The 18,614-nt window shown below is 60.9% G+C and carries 17 protein-coding genes and 2 pseudogenes; 14 read left to right on the top strand and 5 right to left on the bottom strand.

Going from position 1 to position 18,614, the window contains the following annotated elements; translation table 11 throughout:
• Positions 1 to 905: dihydrodipicolinate synthase family protein (locus BM160_RS16435; RefSeq protein WP_092007250.1), on the bottom strand; the 905-nt coding region annotated here is incomplete at its 3' end.
• Between the two features lie 825 nt (positions 906 to 1,730).
• On the bottom strand, positions 1,731 to 2,675 hold the full coding sequence (locus BM160_RS16425) for a LysR family transcriptional regulator (RefSeq protein ID WP_092007249.1): 945 nt from the start codon (positions 2,673 to 2,675) through the stop codon (positions 1,731 to 1,733).
• Between the two features lie 112 nt (positions 2,676 to 2,787).
• Between BM160_RS16425 and BM160_RS16420 the strand changes: the two genes are divergently transcribed.
• The 3 genes from BM160_RS16420 to BM160_RS16410 are packed head-to-tail and all read left to right on the top strand — an operon-like array spanning position 2,788 to position 6,227.
• Entirely contained in the window at positions 2,788 to 4,626 is a 1,839-nt protein-coding gene (locus tag BM160_RS16420; protein WP_092007248.1) for a gamma-glutamyltransferase family protein, read from the top strand.
• Positions 4,627 to 4,678: 52 nt separating this feature from the next.
• Positions 4,679 to 5,644, top strand: coding sequence for a Bug family tripartite tricarboxylate transporter substrate binding protein (locus tag BM160_RS16415; RefSeq protein ID WP_092007247.1), 966 nt, complete (start codon positions 4,679 to 4,681; stop codon positions 5,642 to 5,644).
• Positions 5,645 to 5,666: 22 nt separating this feature from the next.
• Entirely contained in the window at positions 5,667 to 6,227 is a 561-nt protein-coding gene (locus BM160_RS16410) for a GAF domain-containing protein (RefSeq protein WP_092007246.1), read from the top strand.
• Between the two features lie 14 nt (positions 6,228 to 6,241).
• Here the strand turns inward: BM160_RS16410 and BM160_RS16405 are convergent, their stop codons facing one another.
• A complete protein-coding gene (locus tag BM160_RS16405; RefSeq protein ID WP_092007245.1) occupies positions 6,242 to 6,433 on the bottom strand; it encodes a hypothetical protein in 192 nt (63 codons plus the stop codon).
• Between BM160_RS16405 and BM160_RS22975 the strand changes: the two are divergent.
• Positions 6,431 to 6,675 (top strand): annotated as a pseudogene (locus BM160_RS22975) (hypothetical protein); the annotation flags it as partial. The gene BM160_RS16405 and the pseudogene BM160_RS22975 overlap by 3 nt on opposite strands.
• Positions 6,676 to 6,942: 267 nt before the next feature.
• A complete protein-coding gene (locus tag BM160_RS16400) occupies positions 6,943 to 8,184 on the top strand; it encodes a M24 family metallopeptidase (protein WP_092007258.1) in 1,242 nt (413 codons plus the stop codon).
• A gap of 268 nt (positions 8,185 to 8,452) precedes the next feature.
• Here the strand turns inward: BM160_RS16400 and BM160_RS16395 are convergent, their stop codons facing one another.
• Positions 8,453 to 8,956, bottom strand: coding sequence for a MarR family winged helix-turn-helix transcriptional regulator (locus BM160_RS16395; protein ID WP_092007244.1), 504 nt, complete (start codon positions 8,954 to 8,956; stop codon positions 8,453 to 8,455).
• 169 nt (positions 8,957 to 9,125) lie between these two features.
• Here BM160_RS16395 and BM160_RS16390 point away from each other — a divergent pair, with 169 nt between their 5' ends.
• The 3 genes from BM160_RS16390 to BM160_RS16380 are packed head-to-tail and all read left to right on the top strand — an operon-like array spanning position 9,126 to position 11,371.
• Positions 9,126 to 10,013 (top strand): alpha/beta fold hydrolase, encoded by an 888-nt coding sequence (locus tag BM160_RS16390; RefSeq protein WP_092007243.1) that lies wholly within the window; start codon positions 9,126 to 9,128, stop codon positions 10,011 to 10,013.
• Between the two features lie 24 nt (positions 10,014 to 10,037).
• Positions 10,038 to 11,027 carry a Bug family tripartite tricarboxylate transporter substrate binding protein gene (locus tag BM160_RS16385; protein ID WP_092007242.1) on the top strand — a complete coding sequence of 330 codons (990 nt, stop codon included), beginning with the start codon at positions 10,038 to 10,040 and terminating at the stop codon, positions 11,025 to 11,027.
• Between the two features lie 56 nt (positions 11,028 to 11,083).
• On the top strand, positions 11,084 to 11,371 hold the full coding sequence (locus BM160_RS16380) for a helix-turn-helix domain-containing protein (protein ID WP_092007241.1): 288 nt from the start codon (positions 11,084 to 11,086) through the stop codon (positions 11,369 to 11,371).
• Positions 11,372 to 11,410: 39 nt separating this feature from the next.
• On the opposite strand, the gene BM160_RS16375 is transcribed toward BM160_RS16380, so the two are convergent.
• On the bottom strand, positions 11,411 to 11,959 hold the full coding sequence (locus BM160_RS16375; protein WP_092007240.1) for a PaaI family thioesterase: 549 nt from the start codon (positions 11,957 to 11,959) through the stop codon (positions 11,411 to 11,413).
• A gap of 48 nt (positions 11,960 to 12,007) precedes the next feature.
• On the opposite strand from BM160_RS16375, the gene BM160_RS16370 reads away from it, so the two are divergent.
• The 6 genes and pseudogenes from BM160_RS16370 to BM160_RS16345 all read left to right on the top strand — a co-directional run bounded on the left by BM160_RS16370 (position 12,008) and on the right by BM160_RS16345 (position 18,561).
• On the top strand, positions 12,008 to 12,493 hold the full coding sequence (locus BM160_RS16370; RefSeq protein ID WP_092007239.1) for a MarR family winged helix-turn-helix transcriptional regulator: 486 nt from the start codon (positions 12,008 to 12,010) through the stop codon (positions 12,491 to 12,493).
• Positions 12,486 to 13,742 (top strand): MFS transporter, encoded by a 1,257-nt coding sequence (locus BM160_RS16365; RefSeq protein ID WP_092007238.1) that lies wholly within the window; start codon positions 12,486 to 12,488, stop codon positions 13,740 to 13,742. The genes BM160_RS16370 and BM160_RS16365 overlap by 8 nt, the downstream gene beginning before the upstream one ends.
• 437 nt (positions 13,743 to 14,179) lie before the next feature.
• Positions 14,180 to 14,290: pseudogene (locus tag BM160_RS16360) on the top strand (chemotaxis protein CheW); the annotation flags it as partial.
• Between the two features lie 96 nt (positions 14,291 to 14,386).
• Entirely contained in the window at positions 14,387 to 16,030 is a 1,644-nt protein-coding gene (locus BM160_RS16355) for a methyl-accepting chemotaxis protein (RefSeq protein ID WP_092007237.1), read from the top strand.
• Positions 16,031 to 16,255: 225 nt separating this feature from the next.
• Positions 16,256 to 16,798 carry a chemotaxis protein CheW gene (locus BM160_RS16350; protein WP_092007236.1) on the top strand — a complete coding sequence of 181 codons (543 nt, stop codon included), beginning with the start codon at positions 16,256 to 16,258 and terminating at the stop codon, positions 16,796 to 16,798.
• A gap of 29 nt (positions 16,799 to 16,827) precedes the next feature.
• On the top strand, positions 16,828 to 18,561 hold the full coding sequence (locus tag BM160_RS16345) for a methyl-accepting chemotaxis protein (RefSeq protein ID WP_092007235.1): 1,734 nt from the start codon (positions 16,828 to 16,830) through the stop codon (positions 18,559 to 18,561).
• The last annotated feature ends 53 nt before the right edge of the window (positions 18,562 to 18,614 follow it).

Raw genomic sequence — 18,614 nt, 5'->3', positions numbered from 1 at the left:
GACTGGTATTGAAGCGGGCGTGTTGCGAGTGCTTTGTTCACGATCGTTTCAATGTATTCACGCTCGGCGCCAATCAGCGGCAGGCGGGGACGGCGCATGTGCTCGGTGCTCACACCGGCCAAGACGTCGATGAGCTTGAGGTTTTGCACCAGCTTGGTGGACACGTCCAGGTGCAGCATGGGTGTCATCCACTGGTAGAGCTTGAGTGCCTCGGCGAACTTGCCGGCCTTCATCAGGTCATACAGCGCCACGGTTTCACGCGGGAAGGTGCAGCCGACACCGGCGAGCAGGCCGTCACAGCCCAGTGCCAGGCCTTCGTAAGCCAGATCATCCACGCCCAGAAAGAGCTGGTAGCGCTCGCCCAGCAGGTTACGCAAGTCGGTGATGCGGCGGATGTTGTCCGTGCTTTCCTTGATGGCGACAATCCATTCGCAATCGGCCAGCTCAACCATGTGCTCGGGCTTGAGGTCCACGCGGTAAGCGACCGGGTTGTTGTAGACCATGATGGGCTTCTTCGCAGCCTCGGCCATGGTGCGCACATTGAGCATCGCCTCGCGGGCGTCGGCGACATAGATGACCGAGGGCATCACCATGTAACCGTCCACGCCGAGTTCATTGGCGCCACGGATGTAGCGCAGCGCTTCGCGCGTGCTGGTTTCCGAGACGTTGGCCAGTACCGGGACGCGACCCGCACTGGCCTTGATGGCGATGTCGGCAACCTGGAGCTTTTCTTCCAGCGTCAAGGTGCTGGCTTCACCGAGCGAGCCGCAGGTAACCAGACCGTGGACGCCGTTGCGGATCTGAAAGTCGATGTGCTTGGCCGTGCCTTCGGCGTCTATGCTTTCATCGGCATGGAACTTGGTCGTGATGGCGGGAAAAATGCCTTGCCAGCGGGGATTCTTCATAAAGGCGGCTTCTTTATTGAGTGGAGAAAATCTATACGATTGCCTATCTGTTGATATATTAATAACATATCAATAATATTTTCAAGTATTTGTACTGAGTCGCTCATTTGCGTTTTGTGATATTTATGCTGCTCGCGATGCTCGACGTTTAGCCATCGCGGGGGAGCCTGTTTCGCAATCCAGCAGATTGCGTCGCCTTCGAGCCAGATCATCCAGCGCGCCGGAATCAACCTTCGCTGAGCTCACTCTGACTGGCGTGCTGGGGCACTGCCCACATTGCAATTCAGCAAACCTGCGGCTGTGCTTATGACGACGTAAGGCTAGGCGGCTGGGTGTGCGAATCGGTGCACATCTGGTCAAATCTGCTTCGGCATCATCAGAGCGGTCAACCAATCCAGCGAATCTCTGGCTGCTTGCGAGAGACAGGCGCTTGCGTAACCTTTAGATGGCCTACGGTGAGAGGCACAACGGGTACCTTGTTGCAGGCAGGTCGAACGTGTTCTTCCCGGCAGGGGCGCGAGCATGCGGAATTTTGCGTCACGCGAGATGCAGTCCAGCAACCCTTGATCGTGCACCACCGTGAATCTCCAAGGCAGCTGGTTGATTGCACTCGATACCTGAAAAGCAGCGTCGGTCAGCAGGCCAATGGCGGACTCATCCACCGACCTGGTCCGTCTAGTCGCGCATGGAACGGCGTCCGAAAATCGCTGCATTGAAATCCATGGCAAGGTACCTCCAAGGGCATCATGGATGACCAGTATTAGCTGTCAATGCCTGACCTAATTTGATGCCAATCAAAGTCAGCGTCGGATGCGCAGCTCCCCTTTATGCGGCCAGGCGTACAGCGGCCGCCAGTGCGGCAATGACAGCCGCCTTGGGTGAGTCGCGCAGCCACGCCAAACCGACTGGCGGCAGGTTCCACGGCAGCGGCTGCGGCAGCACCACGGCGCCGCTCATGTCTGCTACCGTCTGCGCGATATCGCGCGGTAGTACCGTGATGCCGCGCGGCAACTGCTGCAAGGCAGAGGCGATCGTGCGCGGCGCATCGGCCTCGATCAACGGGATTGGCACCGTCCGGCCGGCCGCGATAAAGATGGCGTTGATCATTTGCCGGATCGGCGTGTCCTGCGGCGGAAATATCCAGTCCATTTCCGCCAGCTGGGGGATATCCAACGCGGCCTGTTTTTTCAACCGGTCGGCGCAGGCCCCCGCCACGACGAGGCTGGCTTGCTGGTGGTAGAGCAACTGCTGTACCAAATCACCATCGGTGCTGTCGTGCGAGAAACGGCAAATGGCGCAGTCCAGCATGCGGCTGCGCACCGCCTGAATCAGGTTGTGGGTAGTGTCTTCGTGGGCCAGCAGCGCGAGCTGGGGGCGCAACGCAAAGAGATGCTGCCAGGTCGCATTGAGCGCTTGCGTTGACACATAAGGGATCACGCCAATGCGCAAGCGCCCCTGGCGACCGGCGCTGACGGCCTGCAGTTCCTGCTGCAGCGCCGCGTTGTCGGCCATGACCAGCCGGGCGCGCGCGAGCACCACGATACCGGCGGGCGTGGGCTCCAGGCCGCGCCGATGGCGAACGAACAGTGGCGTCATGAAGATGTCTTCGATATCGGCCAATGCCCGCGTCACTGTGGGCTGGGTCAGCGAAAGCTGCTCAGCCACGCGAGTGATGGAACGGTGCTTGTCCACCGCCACCAGCAGCGCGTAGTGCCGCATCTTGAGGCGAGTTTCCAGGCGGTGGGTGAGAGGGTCTGGCGAAGAAGGCATGGTCAACTATTACATAGAAGTTAATGCATGCAATCATAGAAAAACTGTTGAATTTGTCTATTTCATGCTTTTAAACTGGCGCTTTCCTTCACGCAATTGACGCAAGACAAGCATGAGCCAATTCACCACCCGACCCGAAATCACCGGCACCCACGGGGTTGTCGCTTCCACCCACTGGCTGGCCTCGCAGACTGCCATGGGCGTTCTTGAACGCGGCGGCAACGCCTTCGACGCCGCCGTCGCGGGGGGCTTTGTGCTGCAGGTGGTGGAGCCGCACCTCAACGGTCCGGGCGGCGAAGTCCCCATCCTGTTGTGGAGCGAGCGCGAGCAGCGCATGCTGTCGGTCTGCGGCCAGGGCCCGGCGCCAGCCGAAGCCTCGGCCGCGGCCTTTCGCGGGCTGGGCCTGGAGCAGGTACCCGGCATCGGGCTGCTGCCGGCCACCGTGCCCGGGGCCTTCGGCGCTTGGCTGACGATGTTGCGCGACCACGGCACCTGGTCGCTGGCCGACGTGCTGGCGCCGGCCATTGGCTATGCCCGCGATGGCTTTCCGCTGATTCCGCGCGCGGTGCAGGCCATCACGGCGGTGCAGGACCTGTTCCGCCAGGAATGGACATCTTCGGCCCAGGTCTGGCTGCCCGACGGGAAGGTGCCGGCGCCAGGTGCGCTGTTCCGTCTGCCGGCGCTCGCAGCCACTTACGAGCGCCTCATCCGCACGGCCGAGGGCCAGGCCCAGACGCGAACCGCCGTGATCGACGCCGCCCTGCAGACCTGGTACAAGGGCTTTGTGGCGCAGGAGATTGACCACTACTACCGCACGGCAAAGATTCGGGACAGTAGCGGGGAGCGGCACAGCGGCTTGCTGCGCTACGAGGACCTCGAACGCTGGACACCGACCGTCGAAGCGCCGCTGACCATGGACTTCGGCCGCTACACGCTGGCCAAGTGCGGCTTCTGGAGCCAGGGGCCAGCCTTTCTGCAGCAGATCGGCATGTTGCGCCACGCCGGGCTGGAACAGCATGCGCCGGACACTGCCGGCTTTGTGCACCGCATCGCCGAGGCCGCCAAGCTGGCCATGGCCGACCGCATGGCCTGGTACGGCGCCGCTCCCGGCGCCTCGCGCGAGGCCCAGATGGCACTGCTGTCAGACGACTACCTGCGGCAGCGCTGGCAGGGTGTCAGCAACCAAGCCGCGCGGGAACTGCAGCCTGGCGCGCCCGGCGGCCATCTGCCGCGCCTGCCGGACCTCGACGTGGCCCGCCGCACCCTGCTGACAGCCGACACCCGCTTTGGCGTCGGCGAGCCGACCTTCGCGGCACTTCCGCCGGTGTCCGAATGGCTGGAGCGCGAAGTGTTCGTCGGCGACACCTGCCATATCGACGTCATAGACAGGGATGGAAATATGGTCGCCGCCACGCCTTCAGGCGGCTGGCTCTCGTCGAGCCCGACCATCCCGGCGCTCGGCTTTTCCATCAACACCCGGCTGCAGATCACCTGGCTGGACGACGGCTTGCCCAACACCGTCACGCCCGGAGTGCGGCCCTGCACCACGCTCTCGCCTTCGCTGGCGCTGCGCGACGGCGAACCCTATATGGTCTTCGGCACGCCCGGCGGCGACCAGCAGGACCAGTGGTCGCCCGCCTTTTTCCTGCGCCATGCGGTGCACGGCATGAATTTGCAGGAAGCCATCGACGCGCCGGCCTGGCACATCAACCACTTTCCCTCATCCTTCTGGCCGCGCGAGACCATTCTCAACCGCCTGACTGTCGAGTCACGCTTTGAACCCGCCGTGATCGAGGCGCTGCGCGCCGCCGGCCACGACGTCAGGGTCGGCGACCCGTGGTCCGAGAGTCGCATGTCCGCCTGTAGCCGCAGCCGCGATCGGGAGGGGCGTTTGGTGCTGCGCGCCGCCGCCAACCCGCGCGGCATGCAGGGCTATGCCGTCGGACGTTGAAGCCGGCCCGCGTCGCTTTCGTCCTTATCCATTTTTTGAAGGAGTACTCGCCATGTTTTTCCGTATCCGACGCTATATGACCCTGACCGCACTGTGCGGTTTTGCCCAACTGGCCAGCGCCGCCTGGCCCGAGAAGCCAATCACGCTGATCGTGCCCTGGGCAGCCGGTGGCTCCACCGACATCCTGGCCCGGGCACTGGCTGAGCAATTGACCAAGTCATTAGGCCAGCCGGTGATCGTCGACAACCGTTCCGGCGCCTCCGGCAACATCGGCTCAAACTTTGTCGCCAAGGCCAAGCCCGACGGCTACACGCTGCTGATCGGCTCCATGAGCACCCATGTCATGAACCCGGCACTGATGCCCAAAATGCCCTTCCGGGGCGTGGAGGACTTCACGCCCATCGCGCAACTGGCCAACGTGGTCAACACGCTGGTGGTCAACGTCGCGGTGCCCGCGAAAAACGTCACGGAGCTGATCGCCTACGCCAAGGCCCACCCGGGCAAGCTGGCCTATGCCTCGGCCGGTGCCGGCTCTCCCAATCACCTGGGCGCGGTGCTGTTCGAAAAGGCCGCAGGCATAGAGATGCAGCACGTGCCCTACAAGGGGGGCGCTCCCGCCGTCGTGGACACTGTCGGCAACCAGACCCAGGTGCTGTTTTCCGCAGGGACCCAGACCCTGCCGCACGTCAAAACTGGCAAGCTGCGCCTGCTGGGTGTGACTGAGGCGAAGCGCTCCGCCTTGCTGCCCGAGGTTCCGACCGTCGGCGAGACCTTGCCGGGCTACGAACTCGGCGTCTGGTACGGTGCTTTCGGCCCCGCCGGCATGCCCAAAGACCTGGTGGCCAAGCTCAACGCCGAGACGAACAAGGCCCTGTCCAACCCCGAGGTCCGCGCCCGCATGGACGCTATCGGCGTGGAAATCGTGAACGGTACACCGCAGGAGTTCGCCACCGTGCTGCGCCGCGATGCGGACCGCTACGGCAAGATCATCCGCGAGCTGGGCATCAAGAATGACTGAGTCGCCTATTCGTGAAACGGCTATGCGCCAGGAATATGCGCTGTGCCTGCCGCCCGCCGCTTGCGTGGCGCTGTTCCAGGAGCTGCCGCGCGCGCCCGACCTCAACGCGGCGCTGTGCATTCTCGAGCAGGTGCGGCAGTCCCTGCTGGGTGACGGCCTGCTGACGATCAACGTCAACGTTACGCCGGACCGCGCCGAGGACGAGGCTGTTGAGTTGCAGCGCCTGTGGTCCTCCAAGCCTGGGGCCTATCCCGTGGGCGGCCGCAAGCACAAACCCATGACGCCCTGGGCACGTCAGTTGCTGCGCCGCGGCGAGATCTTCGTCGGGGAGGGTGATGCGACCCTGGCTGAGGTCTTCGACGACCATGCGCAAATGACGTCGATGGGCCTGCACGCCATCGTCAACGTGCCGCTGCTCGCTGGCGGCCGCTGCGTCGCGACCTTTAACGTGACGGGCTCTCGCTCGCAGTGGCAGCCGCACGAGGTGATGTTGACTCGCTTGCTCGCCGCGCTGGCGACCCCTTGGGTGCTGCAATCGGCCGCCGGGATCCAGCGAGCGAACGCTGCGTTGCCGCTGGCATAGCGAGACGCGACGAATCAGTTCGTCGCGAAGCCTCCGACGTGCTCGACGTCGGATACGTCGGATTGATGCCCAGTGGGGGCAATAGTTTTAATTTCGAGCGAACGTACGCTGATCTCCCGCGTCGCACTCAACGGAATCGCTGTATTGCCCTTGCCGGTGTGCAGCACACCGATGGTGATCATCGCCAACCATTTGCTTTCCGGCATGCGCCGACCGAGAGCTTCTGGGGATGATTGAAAACCCCAGCTTGTACGGCAGGAAGTTCGCTACGCGGCGCGAGGCGATGTATGTGGTGCTGGACTAGATGGCTTTCTAGAATCATCGACAGTTGCACTCGACTCTGGGATATCTCAGTCTGATGTCGTACGAGCAACACTGGGACGAGACACAGCGCAAAACGCTGCGTAATCCGTGGGCTAAGAACTCCACGGAAACAGGGGTAAGGTGACTTGGTGTGCACCTCAGGTTTTCAAAGTATTGCGGTACACCAAAATCGTCAGTTTGAGTATGCAAAAAAACACCTACAGATATTTAATACATATCTTTGTAATATATTAACAATCTGTTTGTTCAAATGGATTTCGATTCAACCGTTATTGTGAGTACGTCGAATGAACAACTTCTCGCTGACAAGATCTTCATCAAAGCTGCCTGTGAACCACACAGCCAGTATTTCAACCATGGGCGCAACAGCGGCCGCGAAACGGATACTTCTATGACTATTGGTGTAGGCGGAAAAACCCCGGCGCAGGCCCTGCAAGCCCTGCATGTCATGACTGCGGGGAGCACCCCCATCTCTTTGGCGCAATACCGTCAGCGCATAGAGACAGCCCAAAAGCGTATGCGCGAGCTGGGCATTGCGGCCATTTACCTGAATGCTGGTACCAACTTGCTTTATTTCACAGGCATGCAGTGGCGGCCTAGCGAGCGCCTGGTCGGGGCGCTGCTTCCGGCTGAAGGCGCACTGGAATTCATTGCACCGTGGTTCGAGGTGGGCACAGTGCAGGAATATATGGTGCTGCCTGGCGCCGTCAACGCTTGGCACGAGCACGAGAGTCCGTTTGCGCTATGCATACAAGTGCTGGCGCGCATGGGCGTGCAAGCCAGCCCAACGCAAGCTGTAACGCTGGGCATGGACGAAAGCGCGGCGTTCTTCGTTGCCGATGGCATTGCACAGTGCGCCCAGGGCCTGCGCGTAATAAACGCCTACGAGGTGACGGCGTATTGCCGCATGCGCAAATCCACCGAGGAAATAGCCTTGATGCAGCGCGCCAAGGACATGACCCTGGCCGTACATCAGGCGACCGCGAGCATGCTGCACGAGGGAATAACGACCACAGAAGTGGAAGCCTTCATTGCCCAGGCGCATCGCCAGGTAGGTGCGACGGGCTCTTTCTTTTGTATCGTGCTGTTTGGCCAGGCTACAGCCTTTCCTCATGGGGTGAAAGACCCGCAAGTGTTGAAGTCGGGCGATATGGTGCTGATCGACACAGGTTGCCGGTTGCATGGCTACCTCTCGGACATCACGCGCACCTACGTGTTTGGTGAGCCGAACGAACGCCAGCGCCAAGTCTGGAACGCGGAGAAATCCGCGCAAGCTGCCGCCTTTGCCGCAGCGCAGCCGGGTATACCGTGCGCAGACGTGGACCGTGCCGCGCGTCACCAGCTGGCGAACGATGGCTTTGGCCCCGGCTACACCTTGCCTGGCTTGCCGCATCGCACCGGTCACGGCATTGGACTGGACATCCATGAGTGGCCCTACCTGGTGCAAGGCGACGCCACACCGCTGGCCGAAGGCATGTGCTTCAGTAACGAACCCATGATTTGCGTTCCTGGTGAGTTCGGAGTGCGATTGGAAGACCACTTCTACATGACGGCGACCGGCCCGCGCTGGTTCACCACGCCCAGCCACAGCGTGGACGATCCGTTCGGCTTAGGCGCCGGAAGCTGTTCCTGAGGTCTGGCGAAGAATCGGCGACTGTGGAAGAACTGCGAGAGGCTCCCTTGCAGTCCTTGTCATTTTCAATTGGCTTGGGGCTGCTTTTAGCTGGCGTAGTCTGGCTGGACTGTCCTGATTGGGATGCTTGGGTTGCAATCGTGATGCGTTTGCCACAGCCTTTCCTGGCTGAATCGAATCGGAATGGGGGCTGTTTGAGCTGTACGACGCACTAAAAGCGTTGGTTACAGAAACCATTGCAAATCAGCAACTTGGACCTTGCTAATTGTTAGTACGGATCGGAAGGCTTGCTGGCTAGCCGCCAATGCTCCTTGCAGTTCCACTCTGGCCCATGAGCGCACAGCTTTTGCAGCAAGGCCTCGAATGTCCGCTGCTCCGCAACTGACAGGCAGGCCATCATGTCATCCTCACGCTGTTTGAGCGCAGGCATGAATCTGTCATGCATACGGCGTCCGTCGGCGGTGATGTGAATGATGAGCCGCCGCTGGTCTTGCGGATCGGACTCCCGGCGCACCAGCCCTTTGCCTTCAAGCGCTGTGATGGCCCGGCTGATGTTGTTCTTGAGGTGACCGGAAAAATCGCAGATGTCTGCGGCGGAGATGCCGTCCCTGAAGTACAGGAAGATGAGCGAAAGAATCTCCGGCCGCGTCAAACCGTGGGTCGCCTCGATGGCGCGAAACGACGGCTCGCGGTACGAGTTAATCATGTACCCCATCTTGTAGGCGAAGGGAATGGCTACCCCGTCGAGGATGTCACTGTGCGGACTGTTCATGGTGCGATTGAGCTGAGCATCCATCAAGTATAGGTAGCTGGCTGGCTGACCGACGCTGGTCGATGGCAGGCCTTTTGAGGGAAAACCCGCATCGCCATATGGTTCTATATGGAACTATATCGACCTATACTGCGCTCTGTTTTTACGCTCGAGATGGATCCAAAAGACAATGCAACGGACATACCTTTACTCCGGTACGGCGGAGCACCCGGTTTTTGCGGACGTGCTGACTGCCGAGGGGGAATCGCGCAAGCCGCCCATCGTCATGATTCATGGCGGCTTTCACAACGGTACGGCGTACTTGGCGACTCCCGACGGCCGTGAGGGCTGGGCTGTGTTCTTTTCCCGGCGGGGGCATGACGTCTATGTGATGGATTGGCCCGGCCACGGCCGGTCGCCGACGACTGCCGCCTTCCTGGAGCTGTCTATGGCCGATGTCGGGCGCTCGCTAGGCGTTCTGTTGCAGGAAATCGGCCCAGCCATCGTGTTCGCTCATTCAGCGGGTGGTCCTATTGCTTGGTGGGTGGCGGAGAACTATCGTGCGCATGTTGCGGCCGTTGTCGGCATCGCACCAGGGGCACCTGCCAACTTGGTGCCGGCACTCCCTGCCGAGCCTACGCAGACTTTGGATGAGGATGCAGCAAGCCACCCCATCTATGCGCCAACCGACAGACCGGCCTTCGTGGACAGGGCATTCATGAAAGAGTTCTGGGCCAACAGTCCGCGCTTTCCTCACGGCGCTTTCGAAGCCTATGCCCGCTCCATCGGACACGAAAGCCCACGCATTCTGAACGAACGCTTCAATATTGGCGGTAGTGGCCTGTACTTGGAACGCCCCGAACAACTCAACAGCCTGCCCATGCTGGTGTTCACCGGTGACGCAGACCCGCGCCATCCGAAGGAAGTGGACGGCGCGTTGGCGCGGTTTCTGGGAGCCGACTTCATCTGGCTTCCCGACCTTGGCATCACGGGCAATGGCCACATGCTGATGATTGAAGACAACCACGAACAGCTTGCAGGCTGCATCAGCTGCTGGCTCGACAAAAAAGGCCTCTGAGCTCGAACAACCAAAGGAGACACCATGAGTACAAGCTTGACGCGCCGCAACGCTCTGCGCATTCTTTCGATGCCTGCCATTGGCGGTATGACGCTGACGTCCTGGGCGCAAGGCAACGCCTACCCATCGCGTCCCATCAAAATCATCGTTCCGTGGGCTGCGGGTGGCGGCGGCGATGCACTGGTACGAGCCATGGGGCCTGTTCTTTCTCAACGCCTTGGGCAGCCAGTCATCATCGACAACCGTCCGGGCGCCATTGGCACGATTGGTAGCCTGGTGGGTGCCAGAAGCCCGGCGGACGGCTACACGCTGATTTACGGGGCGGCCGATTCGCATTCCATCGCGCCGCATATTCTCAAGCCCGCGCCCTATGACGCGAAGAAGGATTTCATGGCGGTGGCGCCGCTGGGCTTCACGCCCTTGACCGTGATGGTGCATGCCTCGCATCCGGCCCAGACGCTGACCGAGTTCCTGCAAATGGCACGGCAGGCCAAAGAGCCGCTGACCTACGGCTCATGGGGCCAAGGCAGCTCCGGGCAAATCATCATGGAAGTCCTCAAGCAGACGAAGAGCGCCGCGCTGCTGCACGTGCCGTACAACGGCACGGCACCGCTAATACAGGCGCAAATCAGCAAGCAAGTCGACTGCGCCATCATTCCCACTCTGGTGGCAGAGCCACATGTGGCCGCTGGTACGATTCGGATGCTGGCCATCACAGCGCCTCAGCGTATGGCTGCACACCCCAATGTGCCCACGTTAAAGGAGTTTGGTGTCGACATCGACATCGGGCCCTGGCTCGGCTTTGTGGCCCCGGCGAAGACACCAGCGGACATTGTGGCGCGCCTGCACGACGCCATCGAAGCTTCGCTGGCCGACGCGAAGGTGGCAGAAACCATGCGCAAGATGTCTATGGTCATGACGCCAATGACAGCAACTGCGTACCAGCAGTTCTACACGCGGGAATACGACCGCTGGGGCAGCTATATACGGTCGGCGAACATCACGCTGAACTGAGTTTGGGTTCGTGGTTTATCTTCCCATAGACAGACAACAATGGCTGCAGGACCTACATGAACATGATCACCAAGCTGGAAATGCCGATACCTAGTGGCAATGAACTCAAGGCTGCGCGCATGGCGGCAGGCTTGAATCAGGCGCAGGCGGCCGAATTGATGGGATACCCCGTACAGATAGGAAGCCGTGGTGGTGTTCAGTCACGTACTTGGCAAGCCCTGGAAAGCACTGCTGACAACAGGAATATGCAGGGGCCTACATTTGCCATGTTCTTGCTTCTTACGGGTCAACATCCAGAATTTGGCTTGGTCAAAAAGCTTGCAACCGAAGCTGATCCTGCTTGAGCTGTGTCCCTAAGCTGGCACTGCTTGACATCCCCGGCGCTACCCTTGTGCCGGCACTTCAAACACCAGACAGGTTGTGGTGGCATGCGCATACAGCTTGCCGTCCGGACCGACGATGCGGCCTTCGGCCGTGGCCAGTTGGCGGCCGCAGTGGATGACGCTGCCTATGGCGCGCAGCGGCCCGCTTGCATGTGAGGCAGCGCGCACGATATTGACGCTTAGCTCGGCCGTGGTGTAAGCCCGGCCCGCCGGCATCATGGTGTGCACGGCGCAGCCCACGGCCGAATCCAGCAGGGTGGCGTACCAGCCGCCATGCACCGTACCCAGTGGGTTGTAGTGCTTGAGTTGCGGCGTGCCCTGAAAAGTGGCTTTGCCGGGCGCTATTTCTATAAGGGCGAAGTCCAGCGTTTCTGCAATGTGCGGGTAGGGCAGTTCACCAGCCAGCATGGCCTGCATGATTTCCATGCCGGTTTTCCCGGCCACCTGAGCGGGACCAGCTAGGCCAGGCTTGCCGCCACCGGCCAGCATGCGGGCGTGAACCGCAGCGCTTTGTTCCAGCCATTGAGTCAAGGTGTCTTGTGGGGTCATGTCATTTAATTAAGTTGCATATACAATTATTGTAGCTACAATTTAATCATGCGTAAAACACCTTCACAGTCATCACTTACCGAACTGAAGGCGCAGGGCTGCACCAATATGAGGCTGCGTCAGCTGATGCGGCGTGTGGCCCAGCACTACGACCTTGAAATGGCCAGGGCGGGGCTCAAAACCACGCAGTATTCACTGCTCAGTCATGTCTACAAGCTGGGCCCCCTGCGGCCCGGCGAGCTGGCACTGAGCATGAAGGTCAGTGCCTCTACCCTGACACGCAACCTGAAGCCATTGATAGACGCCGGTTGGCTGGAGCTGACGGCCGGCACGGACGCACGCAGCCGCACCGTCAGCCTGACCGCTGCGGGCCGTGCCAAGCGCGATGAGGCGCGGCATCGCTGGAAGGTGGCGCAGGACAGCCTGAACGAACGGTTGGGCGTGGAGCGCGTGCTGGCGCTGCACCGGCTGATCAATGAATCCCTGGAGCTTTTATCCCTGGCAGGCGCGGACTCTGGAGCTGATGATGAATAAGGCCTCTGACAACTCATCGTCTGTGGCCCCACCCGGCATCCCCATCTGGCTGGTGCTGCTGGCGGCCGGTGGCACTTTTGCCTTGACCATGGGCGTGCGCCAGTCCATGGGGCTGTTTCTGTCGGCGCTCAATACATCGACAGCGCTGGGCGTTGGCAGCATCAGTCTGGCGTTTGCCTTCGGCCAGCTCTGGTGGGGTCTGACCCAGCCTTTTGCCGGCGCCATTGCCGACCGTGTGGGCGCCGGGCGCGTAATCTTCGTCGGGATACTGCTGGTGGCCCTGGGGACTTTCATCACCCCACTTATGAGCACCACGGCGGGGCTGATTTTTGCGATTGGGGTACTGGCCGCCGGTGGTGCAGGCATGGCGGGAACTTCTGTCCTGATGGCCGCCAGCGCGCGCCTGGTGCCGGCGCAAAAGCGTGGCCTTGCCACGGGCATCGTCAATGCGGGAGGCTCCTTCGGTCAGTTCGCCATGGCCCCGATTGCGATCGGTCTGACCGCCGCCGTCGGTTGGGCCAGCGCCATGCAGTGGCTGGGCGTGATCTTGCTGTTGGCGCTGCCGGCAGTGTGGGTGCTCAAGGGTAATTCCAGGGCGCTGGCCGCGCAGGCCGCAGCGACCTCGGGCCTCAAGCCCTTGAGCGCCCGTGAGGCCATACGCCAGGCCCTGGCAACGCCGAGCTTTGTCTACCTGAGCCTGGGTTTTCTGGTGTGCGGCTTCCATGTGGCGTTTCTGGCCACGCACTTGCCCAGCGTGGTGGCGGCTTGTGGCTTGCCGCCTGAAGTCGGCGGCTGGGCGCTGGCAACCATAGGCCTGTTCAACATCATTGGCAGCCTGGCGATGGGCTGGGCCGTCGGCCGCTGGCGCATGAAATCTTTGCTGGCTCTGCTGTACGCCATACGTGGCGCGGCCGTCCTGATCTTTCTGCTGGCGCCGAAGACGCCGGCCGTGATGCTGATATTTGCCGCCGTCATGGGCGTCACCTTTCTCTCGACGGTGCCGCCAACGGCAGGGCTGGTCGTGAAAATGTTTGGTACTGCCAACATGGCCATGCTGTTCGGCATCGTGATGCTGGCGCACCAGATAGGTGGTTTCTTGGGCGCCTTCCTCGGTGGTTATGTGTTCCAGGCAACCGGCAGCTACGACTGGGTCTGGTACATCGATATTGTGCTGGCCGTGGGTGCCGCGCTGGTGAATCTGCCGATTCGTGAAGCACGGCTGCCGCTTGCATCTAGGGGCGCGGCGTGAGCCGCCTGGTCCGCAGTAACTGCAGGATTTGAACCTCATTAAATCGGCGGCTTCTGTGCTGCCTGTGCCGCCAGCGCAGACTGGCGGCTGAAGCAGCCTTGCCGGGGCCTGCTCAGCGGGCCCATGGCGGGCTCACAAAATCCCAGCCGAATTTCTGGCCTGTTGGGCTTGACTGCTACCAGCTGACAGACGTGCCCTGGCGAGCGGAGCAAGGTCGCGGCAAGCGCACTAGCCTCCATTAAATCCTAGGGTAATCCCTTTAAGTTTTCCAGCGGCTGGCCGATAAGTGGATTGAGGCCTTGCTAAGGCATGGCTTTCAGCTGTGCTCTGCAAATGGCGGGGCGGCTTTGCCTCGTCTATATCGTTCAAAGGGATGCTCAATGGATACGAAAACAAGGACGGCTATCTCCTTGGCAGCTTCGAGCGCCAAGGCGCTGGAGTTTTTGTCCGGTCTGGGCACGCTGGACGAGCGCATGCTGATTCTGGTGGCACTGGAAAAACTCATGTCCAGCGAAGACATGGGGCTGGTCCAAAAATTGGCGGCCTGATGAGGCCCATGGATGCGCCAAAGGCATCCACATACCGCTCATGGCTGGGTTGAGAAGGCCATGTGCAGCTTAAAAAATGATACGTAGGACTTTGACATGAACTGGTTAGCAAACTTGAAGGTCAGCACCAAGCTGATGGGGGGCTTTTTGATCGTGGCCGCCATTGGCGGCATCATTGGAATCCAAGGCATTCTGAAAGCCGGAGAGATCAATGACTTGGCAAGCCAAATGTACGAACGTGAAACGACCGGTTTGCGGCATGTGGCGCAAGCCAATATGCATCTGCTGGGCGCCGGTCGTTCGGTGCGTTCCGCCATACTGGCGTCTACGACAGAGGATCGCAACCACCAGATCGAGGCGGTCCAGCAGCGCCTTCAGGGAATGCACAAGGAACTGGAACTGGCCACTCCCAAGTTCGTGACTCCGCAAGGCAAGGTGTTGCTCGAGGACGCACGTACTGCCGCCCAGGCCTTTGCGGTCGACCTCAATCAGGTGATGCAAATGCTGCGGACGGAGCCACTTGGCGAAGCGCGCAATTCGACCGCGCAGCTATTTGGCGAGGCGCGCGAGGTGGGGAATAAAGCCGACGATTTGATGACCAAGCTGGTCGACGGCAAGATGGCTACGGCATCCAGGTTGAATGATAAAACAGACCTGATCTATGCCAATATCCGGCTGCTGTTGATCAGCCTCACGGCGGGCGGTGTGCTCGCGGGTATTGTCATCGGCATCGTGATTTCCCGCTCTATCACCCGCCCCCTGAGCCAGGCCCTCAAGCTGGCGGAGACGGTGGCCGGCGGCGACCTGAGCAGCCACATCGAAGTCACCAGCCGCGACGAAACCGGCCAGCTGATGCAGGCCTTGAAAGACATGAACACCAGCCTGGCCAAGGTGGTGGGCGAAGTGCGCCAGGGCACGGACACCATAGCCACGGCGTCCAGCCAGATCGCTGCGGGCAACCAGGACCTTTCTTCCCGCACCGAAGAGCAGGCCAGCTCGCTGGAAGAAACCGCTGCCTCGATGGAGGAGCTGACCTCCACGGTCAAACAAAATGCCGACAACGCGCGCCAGGCGAACCAGCTGGCGGTATCCGCTTCCAGCGTCGCCGTCAAGGGCGGTAGCGTGGTGTCCCAGGTGGTGGACACCATGGGCTCCATCAACGCCTCCTCGCGCAAGATCGTCGACATCATCGGTGTCATCGACGGCATTGCCTTCCAGACCAATATCCTGGCCCTGAACGCCGCCGTGGAAGCGGCGCGGGCCGGTGAGCAAGGCCGCGGTTTTGCCGTGGTCGCTGCCGAAGTGCGCAACCTGGCGCAAAGAAGTGCGGCAGCTGCCAAGGAAATCAAGACCCTGATCGATGACTCGGTCAGCAAGGTCGAAGAAGGCTCCAGCCAGGTGGCCGAGGCCGGCAAGACCATGGACGAGATCGTTGACAGCGTCAAACGCGTCACCGACATCATGGCCGAGATCACCGCAGCCAGCCAGGAGCAGACCTCGGGTATAGAGCAGATCAACCAGGCCATCACCCAGATGGACCAGGTGACGCAGCAAAACGCGGCCTTGGTGGAAGAAGCCGCAGCGGCCGCGCAGTCGCTGCAGGAGCAGGCCAGCGGCCTGTCCCAGGTGGTCAGTGTCTTCAAGCTGGATCAGACACGGCCGGGTGATGGCACCGGGCGGGTTGAGCCTGCTTTCCAGTGGATCGACCTGGCACAGCCGCCCGCGCCCAGGTTTGTCTAGACCGTCGAACGAGGCACCCAGTCCCAGCTTCAATGAAGCCGGCTGAGGCTGGCCGGGAGGGTAGGAATTCTTTTAAGTCGAGTCGGGTAAACCCCCGGGAAAAGGGGCTGGAGTTTCTTCGGCGCTCGCCGTTAAGCAGTAGTAGGTATCTGTTTACGGCATGGCCTTTCGGATCCAAGTCATATGGACGCTGGGTCGGGCATGTCATTCCTTCAAGGAGTGCTTATGCACGCGTCAGCAAGCAAACCTCATCCCACGGCAGTCGCCGTGTCGCCCCATGGCCCATCAGGCGCCAGCGCCCTGGAATTCCTGGCCTTCACGCTGGGTCAGGAAGAGTACGGCATCGATATCCAGAAGGTGCAGGAGCTGCGTGGTTACGACGCAGTCACACGTATCGCCAATGCACCGGAACACCTCAAGGGTGTGGTCAATCTGCGCGGCATCATCGTGCCCATCATAGATATGCGTATCAAGTTCAAGCTTGGCACGCCAACCTACGACCCCTTCACGGTAGTGATCATTCTCAACATCGCCAGCCGGGTCATGGGCATGGTGGTGGACAGCGTCTCGGATGTGATCACCTTGAGCCCGGATCAAGTCAAGCCCGCACCCGAGATGGGGACGGTGCTGGACACCGACTACCTGATTGGCCTGGGCACGATCGACGAACGCATGCTGATCCTGATGGATATCGACAAGCTCATGTCCAGTTCAGAACTGGGACTGATTGAAAAAGCCGCTGCGCCGGCCGACTGCATTGCTCATTGATTCGCTGACTATTCACAAGGGGAATTGGCATGAAAAACTGGAAAATCGGTCAACGGCTGGCTGTGGGCTTTGCTGCCATGCTGCTGCTTCAAATGGCGATCACCGGCATTGGCCTGCTGCAGATGAGCAAGCTCGCGGACCGGATCACGTTCATCACGGAGGTGGGTGAAAGCAAGCTGGCGGCGGTGAACAATATTCAGGCTGCCATTTTGATACGCGCCATTGCGGCTCGCAACCTTGCGCTGGTTTCCGACCCTCAGGCACAAAAGCCCGAGGTCGATCTGGTCAAAAAATCCCAGGCTGACATCGACACCGGCTTGGCAACACTGTCAAGCCTGTTGAGGGAGCAGCCCTCCACTACCCCTGAAGAACGCCAGATGCTGGAGCAGCTTATGGCGTTTGAAGCCAGGTATCTGCCGATCGCAAACAAGATAGTGGGGCTTGCGACCTCACAAAAAAATGACCAGGCCATCGTGCTTTTGACGCAGGACTGTATGCCGCTGCTCAAACAGGTCATCGCGCATGTGACGGCTTTCGAGCGCTTGCTCAAGCAGAAGTCTGATGACAGTGTGGCGGTCTCCAAAGTTGACTATCAAAACTCGAAGTGGACACTTCTGTTGATTAGCGCCATTTCGCTGCTGACAGGTATTGCCATCGCATGGCGGCTGACACGTTCTATCAGTCGCCCACTGGTGGATGCGGTGCAGGTGGCCCAGCGCGTGGCTGCTGGCGACCTGAGCAGCCACATCGAAGTCACCAGCCGCGACGAAACCGGCCAGTTGATGCAGGCCTTGAAAGACATGAACACCAGCCTGGCCAAGCTGGTGGGCGAAGTGCGTCAGGGCACAGACACCATAGCCACCGCCTCCGGCCAGATCGCCGCCGGCAACCAGGACCTTTCTTCCCGCACCGAAGAGCAGGCCAGCTCGCTGGAAGAAACCGCCGCCTCCATGGAAGAGCTGACCTCCACGGTCAAACAAAACGCCGACAACGCTAGACAGGCGAATCAGTTGGCTGTTTCCGCCTCCAGCGTCGCCGTGCGCGGCGGCAGCGTGGTGGCCGAAGTTGTGGGAACCATGGGTGCGATCAATGCGTCTTCGCACAAGATTGTTGACATCATCGGGGTGATAGACGGCATTGCCTTTCAGACCAACATCCTGGCGCTGAACGCCGCCGTGGAAGCGGCGCGGGCCGGCGAGCAGGGCAGAGGTTTTGCCGTGGTCGCAGCCGAGGTCAGAAACCTGGCGCAACGATCCGCTGCCGCGGCCAAGGAAATCAAGACCCTGATCGATGACTCGGTCAGCAAGGTCGAAGAAGGCTCCAGCCAGGTGGCCGAGGCCGGCAAGACCATGGACGAGATCGTGGACAGCGTCAAACGCGTGACCGACATCATGGCCGAGATCACCGCAGCCAGCCAGGAGCAGACATCGGGTATAGAGCAGATCAACCAGGCCATCACCCAGATGGACCAGGTGACGCAGCAAAACGCGGCCTTGGTGGAAGAGGCCGCGGCGGCCGCGCAATCGCTGCAGGAGCAGGCCAGCGGCCTGTCTCAGGTAGTGAGTGTGTTCAAGCTCGATGGCGCGCAGGCGCAGCCAATCCATGTGGCCCAGGCCAGACGCGCTATGCCGGCCAAGGCGGCCAAACCCGGCGCGGCCCCGCGGCAGCCGCCGGCGGCCAATCCATCGATTGCCGCGCCCAGGCGCACGCAACTGGCACAGGCCGGCGTGCCGGCTGCGGTCGGAAATTGGGAAACGTTTTAAGGACGGCCGGGAAGCGCTCAGCTGAGAGGATCCTAAAGTTTCTCCAGCTGTTG

This window comes from Polaromonas sp. OV174, assembly GCF_900112285.1.
Taxonomy (GTDB): domain Bacteria; phylum Pseudomonadota; class Gammaproteobacteria; order Burkholderiales; family Burkholderiaceae_C; genus Polaromonas.
This window is presented reverse-complemented; position numbering and strand designations above follow the sequence as displayed.